Source organism: Paenibacillus sp. TAF43_2 (genome assembly GCF_052113545.1).
Taxonomy (GTDB): Bacteria; Bacillota; Bacilli; order Paenibacillales; family Paenibacillaceae; genus Pristimantibacillus.
This window is the reverse complement of record NZ_JBFRDK010000275.1, coordinates 1-5,444: the sequence shown is the minus strand read 5'-3', so window position 1 is coordinate 5,444 and position 5,444 is coordinate 1. Positions and strand designations below refer to the sequence as shown.

The 5,444-nt window shown below is 48.7% G+C and carries 3 protein-coding genes; 1 reads left to right on the top strand and 2 read right to left on the bottom strand.

All coding sequences use genetic code 11. From position 1 onward, the window contains the following. Positions 1 to 124 precede the first annotated feature (124 nt). Positions 125 to 1,942: a cache domain-containing sensor histidine kinase gene (locus AB4Z17_RS31685; protein WP_441964265.1), complete on the top strand. Its 1,818-nt coding sequence runs from the start codon at positions 125 to 127 to the stop codon at positions 1,940 to 1,942. An 88-nt stretch (positions 1,943 to 2,030) separates the two neighbouring features. On the opposite strand, the gene AB4Z17_RS31680 is transcribed toward AB4Z17_RS31685, so the two are convergent. Further along, positions 2,031 to 3,239, bottom strand: a complete 1,209-nt coding sequence (locus AB4Z17_RS31680; RefSeq protein WP_441964263.1) for a Gfo/Idh/MocA family protein — start codon at positions 3,237 to 3,239, stop codon at positions 2,031 to 2,033. 71 nt (positions 3,240 to 3,310) lie between these two features. Next, positions 3,311 to 4,519 (bottom strand): substrate-binding domain-containing protein, encoded by a 1,209-nt coding sequence (locus AB4Z17_RS31675; protein WP_441964267.1) that lies wholly within the window; start codon positions 4,517 to 4,519, stop codon positions 3,311 to 3,313. Positions 4,520 to 5,444 lie beyond the last annotated feature (925 nt).

Sequence of the window (5,444 nt, the reverse complement as noted above, 5' to 3'; positions counted from 1 at the left end):
ATGCTGACCCGCACCTCACTTTCATCGTCAACGACACAGATTTTCATAATAAATCCAGCTCCTTCATGCAATCCTAAATCGAAGCTTATACAGGTAATGAAGCGAACGAGGGGGGAACTCGTATATGTCCTTATATATATTTTTGAAGAGTATCGTACAACGCTTATCACTGAAGTTCAAGTTATTCGTGCTGCTTATTCTGATTTCGATTATACCCATATCCTTGGTTAGTTATAGTTCAGAGTTCTTTATGTTTCGCTCTAGCACGGAGTATTCGGCTTCGATTTCATCGCAGTATGTCGAATTCGTCTCCAAAGAGCTGTCTGATTATTTGCAAACCTTGAACGAGTCTTTCGACGGTCTCTTTATTAATGCAAGCTTCCATAACTTCCTTGATACCCCTGCCGACCAATTAACCGAGCAGGCCAATGAGATGATGCGTTTTCGGCCATTAGTCCGGAACTCGCTGCAATTTCACCCCGAGGTGCTCGGTGTTCTATACGTCGACCTCATTGGGAAAGTATATTTCGATTCGTACCAGAAACAGTTGAACCCCGCATATTCGCTCGCAGCCGACCATCCCTATAAAGCTTCATTTGCAAGCAGCAAGCCGGAGCTCACTGCGCCGCATTTATTGCCTTATATTTTGTATAGCAAAGCGAATGTATTCTCTTACATCAGACCGATTCTGGATACGGACACAGGCCGAACAGAGGCCTTGTTCATCATAGAAATTCATGAAGAGAAAATCAAGAGCATGCTGAGCAGCAATCAGAAGGACAAGGAAGGGCAAGTCATTCTGTACCGCGAGCAAGACGATACGACTGTGTCCGAAACGCCATTAACCGCTGGTCTGATGCAAGATTTTCAACAAGCCAGTCTCGAAGCATCCGGGGCGAGCAAGCAGCTTCTGTTCACATCCAGCGGGCGGGAATACCAGGCGATCTATGACGATCTTCCCGGCAGCAAGTGGAAGATCGTATGGATGGCTCCGCTTAGCAGCATTAACAAAGGGGTTCGGCAAACATATCAGCTGACGCTTCTGATCGCTGCGCTCAGCCTGGTAATCGCCTTGATTATCGCCTTTCCTGTAATGAGCGGGATACTTAGGCCCTTGTACAGGCTGAAGAAAGGGATGCAAAGCTTAGGGCGCGGCGTCTACGTCCCGGTACCGATGAAGCACCACTATGATGAAATCGGATTCTTAATCCATAGCTACAATCAAACGCTCGACAAGCTTCAGTTCATGGAGCGCGAAGTGTATCAGGCCAACATGAAGGAGAAGGAACGCGAGCTGCTGCAGCTGCAGGCCCAGATCAATCCTCACTTTCTGTTCAATACGCTTGAGACAATCGAATCCTACGCGGTCAGGAACAATGGCGAGGCCGTCGGTGATATGGTGCAGTCCGTCTCCCGCATGATGCGATACACCATTCGCAGCGACGATGGATGGGCCACGCTGAAAGAGGAAATGGCGTACATCCGCAATTTCCTGAAGATCCATTATTATCGTAACGGCAAAGACGTTCACGCCCATTTCGAGATCGCTCCCGAGCTTCTCGATTTTCCGGTCATGAAGCTCAGCATTCAGCCCTATATCGAGAATGCGATCAAATATGGTTGGAGTCCGTATATGGGCACCGATGAGTTTCAGCTCACCGTCAAGGTTCGTGCCCAAGCGGACGCAATGACGATTGTGATATGCGATACGGGAACCGGGATATCCGCGGACGTGCTGGACAGGCTTAGGCAGTTGATTCAAGAAAAAGGGGCAACCAAAGATCCTTATTTCCGTAAGCATACCGGCATTTTCAACACGTTCCGCAGATTCATTCTGGTCTATGGGGAACAGGTTCGATTTCATGTCGAGAGCACGCCGGAGCGAGGCACCAAGTTTGAATTTCAAATTCCCTATGAACACCAAAACCGTGGTCCGGCTTAGGCGTTCCGCGTTCGCAGTACGGTTCAAGAGGAGATTCAGGGAACGTAACAAGGCAACACGAGGTAGCCATAGGCTACCTCGTGTTTGATTACGTGTCCTGAACTGTCACTGCTGCGGCCGTTGTCTGCTGCGGGTCGACCGTTTTTACCCATCTGCCGCTGCTTGCGGATTCCAGGATCGCATCGGAAATTATATGGATGCGATAACCGTCATGGAAGTTCGGAGAGACGACCGTATCGTTGACGATGGCGGATATGAAATCATGTGTTTCGATGATTTTCGTCTCACCATAACCAATTCCGAGAGCCGGAATCGGCCACAGCTCAGCACCGTTTGGATGGGCAGGACCGGTATAAATCGTACGGAATCCGCGTCTGTCGTCCGGGTCATCCGAGAAGCAGACCTGAAGCTCGTCACGCCGTTCGTAATTGAAAGCGATGGAACCTTTGTCGCCATGGATTTCGAAGGTCAGGAAGTTGTTTCGTCCCCAGGCATTGCGGGTCGCTTCGATGCTCCCGACAGCGCCGTTCTCGAATCGAAGCAGGGTGCTTATCTCATCGTCCACGTCGACGACCGCTCTTTGCACGTCGCTGGATGACTTCACCGTACCCAGCTTATCCGCGGAGCCGGAGGATACCGGACGCTCTTTAATCCACGTGTTGGCCGTTCCCATCACTTCGGTAATTTCCCCGACCAAATAACGGGCGAAATCTATCACATGTGTGCCGATATCCCCAAGCGTGCCCGAACCGGCTACGTCCTTGCGGAAACGCCAGGACAGCGGCGAATCCGGATGCGCCGACCAGTCCTGCAAATAGGTGCCCCGGAAGTTCAAAATCTTGCCGATCGCACCTTCCTCAATATATTTCTTCGCAAGCGTGACGGCAGGCGTCCGTCGATAGTTAAACGCCACCATATGCTTCACGCCGGCTTCGTTCACCGCATCCAGCATCTGCTTTGCTTCTTCCGTCGTCCGGGCAAGCGGCTTTTCGGAGATAATATGCTTCCCTGCTTTAGCCGCGGCGATGGCGATTTCGGCATGCGTATGATTCGGCGTGACGATATCGATGATATCGATGCTTGGATCTTCGATCACCCTTCTCCAATCGGAGGAGTACGAATTGAAGCCGTAGCGGGCAGCCGCCTCTCTCGCCAGCTCCTCATTGATATCGACTACCGTTTTGCGGAACGGAATGGCAGGCGCGGGCCAGAAAAACATCGGCATTCCCGCATAAGCCAGCGAATGCGCCTTCCCCATGAAACCTCCGCCAATCATCCCTACGTTTAATGTGCGCATTGTATTCTCTCCTTTACTGATACGATTAATGGATCAATACCGAGACTAGTTCTTTTACAACAGTGGAAGAATTACTTTGCCATATCTTGAATCGCTGCAGGTGCATCCGAATGGTAAACGGTTTTCCAGGATGCCAGAATGTTCTCCTTATTTACCTGCAACGACGGCACCGCTACGTACGCCGGCGCTTCTTTTCCCAACAAGGAATACGCCGCTAGAATCGCTTCCGCAACACCTTGATCGTATGGCAGCTGGGCGCCAAGTCCTTTGATCATGCCGCCCTTGGCAATGTCCAATGCCACGTTCGTGCCAAGGTCGATCGTCGAAATCGCCAGATCGTTTCGGCCAGCGGATCGTGCGGCAGCGAGCGCGCCTTCGGCCGGTACATCCCACACAACGAACATGCCATTCATCTTCGGATGCTTCGTCAACAGTGCTGCAGCGACTTTCTCGCCGTCGTTGGGACCCACGATTCCGCCTCTGTCTACGATTTTGATGTTGGGATACTCGTCTTTGATCGTTTTCTCGAACGCCTCGGTTCTTTGCTTCGTGACGAAGAAGTCCGCATCATGGTAGATCACGCCGACATCACCTTCCTCGCCGATCGCTTTCGCCAGAATATGTGCGGCTTCTACGCCATTGCCGTAGTTATCGGCAGAGACCACGCTGATGTAATCTTTGCCGGCTTGAAGTCCACTTGCCTTGTTGTCCATGAACACGAGCTTTACGCCTTCATCGGCGGCTTTCTTGAAAACGCTCGCCGTCGAGACCGCATCGACCGGAATACTGACCAGGATGTGCGGCTTTTTGGCGAGTATCGTTTCAATGTTGGCCACCTGCGTTTCTGCTTTGAAGTTCGCATCTGTCGTGGCAACGATTTCGATATTCATCTTGGCGAACGTATCCCTTAGACCATTCAACTGCGCCTTGGACCAGTCGTTACCAGCATAATGCATGGAGATAGCTGCCGTGTAGTTACCGGACTTTATCTTTTCCAGCTCTTCTTCCGTCAATTGCAGCGTTTTGGCGGAAACGGCACTCTCGCCGTCCGGCCCTTTGCTTAGAATTTCTTTATCCGGCAGGGCTTGATTAATTGTGAGCGGTCCGCTGGCTTCCGCAGATGATGCCCCGTCAGTTGCTGTCGTGTTACTTGCCGCACCGTTAGCTTCGGCAGCTGCATTCGAAGCGCCGCTGGTGTTTCCGTTGTTCGTACCGCAGCCTGCCAGAGCCAAGCTGCAAACAAGCATAAATGCTACCATTACAGAATTACATTTTCTCATGGCCAATTCCCCCAGTTTGATGATGAATGCCAAATCAATTCAAGCCTTCGGTCTTCGATACTCCGCCGCATTCATAGATCGGACGCCGTTAAAGTGACTCAACCCTCCTCTGCAAGTTCAAATAATTTCGGAGCCCTGCTTGTCTTTGCTGCCAACTGAATCTGTAAGCGTGTCCATTAAAAGTATAGAAGGTTCAAGCGGGGAAAACTGCAGAATAATTTAACATAAAGTGAGAATTTTTTAGCCTTCACGACTTTGGGTTTTAAGCGTGTATACATTTTATTATCCATCTCATCTTTACTATCATCACCGAAGGAAAGCTCCTTTTGTTTTAATAAAAAACAAGGAGCAGCTGATGCCGCCCCTTGTTCATTAGATTGAATTTACCTAATAGTTGAGTGAACGTTATTTTTTAAAACGAAATTTAGCTCTCCATATTATTAATGAAATTGCTGCTGCGAATGCAAATGAAAAAAGTAATATCAATATATACTTATCTATGTGTTAGGATTTAAATATTCGTTGATGGAGAGTACATGAATAAATTTCCGAATCATCTACATGACCTATTCCGAATTCAGAGCGCCTCTATCATTAGCAAAACCTTCAAAATCTTTATTTATTTTATCTGACATGACATTCTTATTCAAACCTAATCATTTTTAAATAAGAAACTCAATCCTCTAGGGCAGTTCGTAAAGATGATCTGTACAACCTAATTCAACAGCTCCAAGAACCAAATTAGAAATAGCTTTTAACGAATAACTAGCATTGCTTTTAACGCATAAAAGGCCAAAATCTGCACCTCTCTCTTTATACGAATAATGCCAATGAAGAGAAGTATTCTAGCAGTTCGCCACAGGAATACCGGTGTATTATAAAGAAAAAAAGCTGCGATAATCCCACACTTATTTGGGGTTATCGC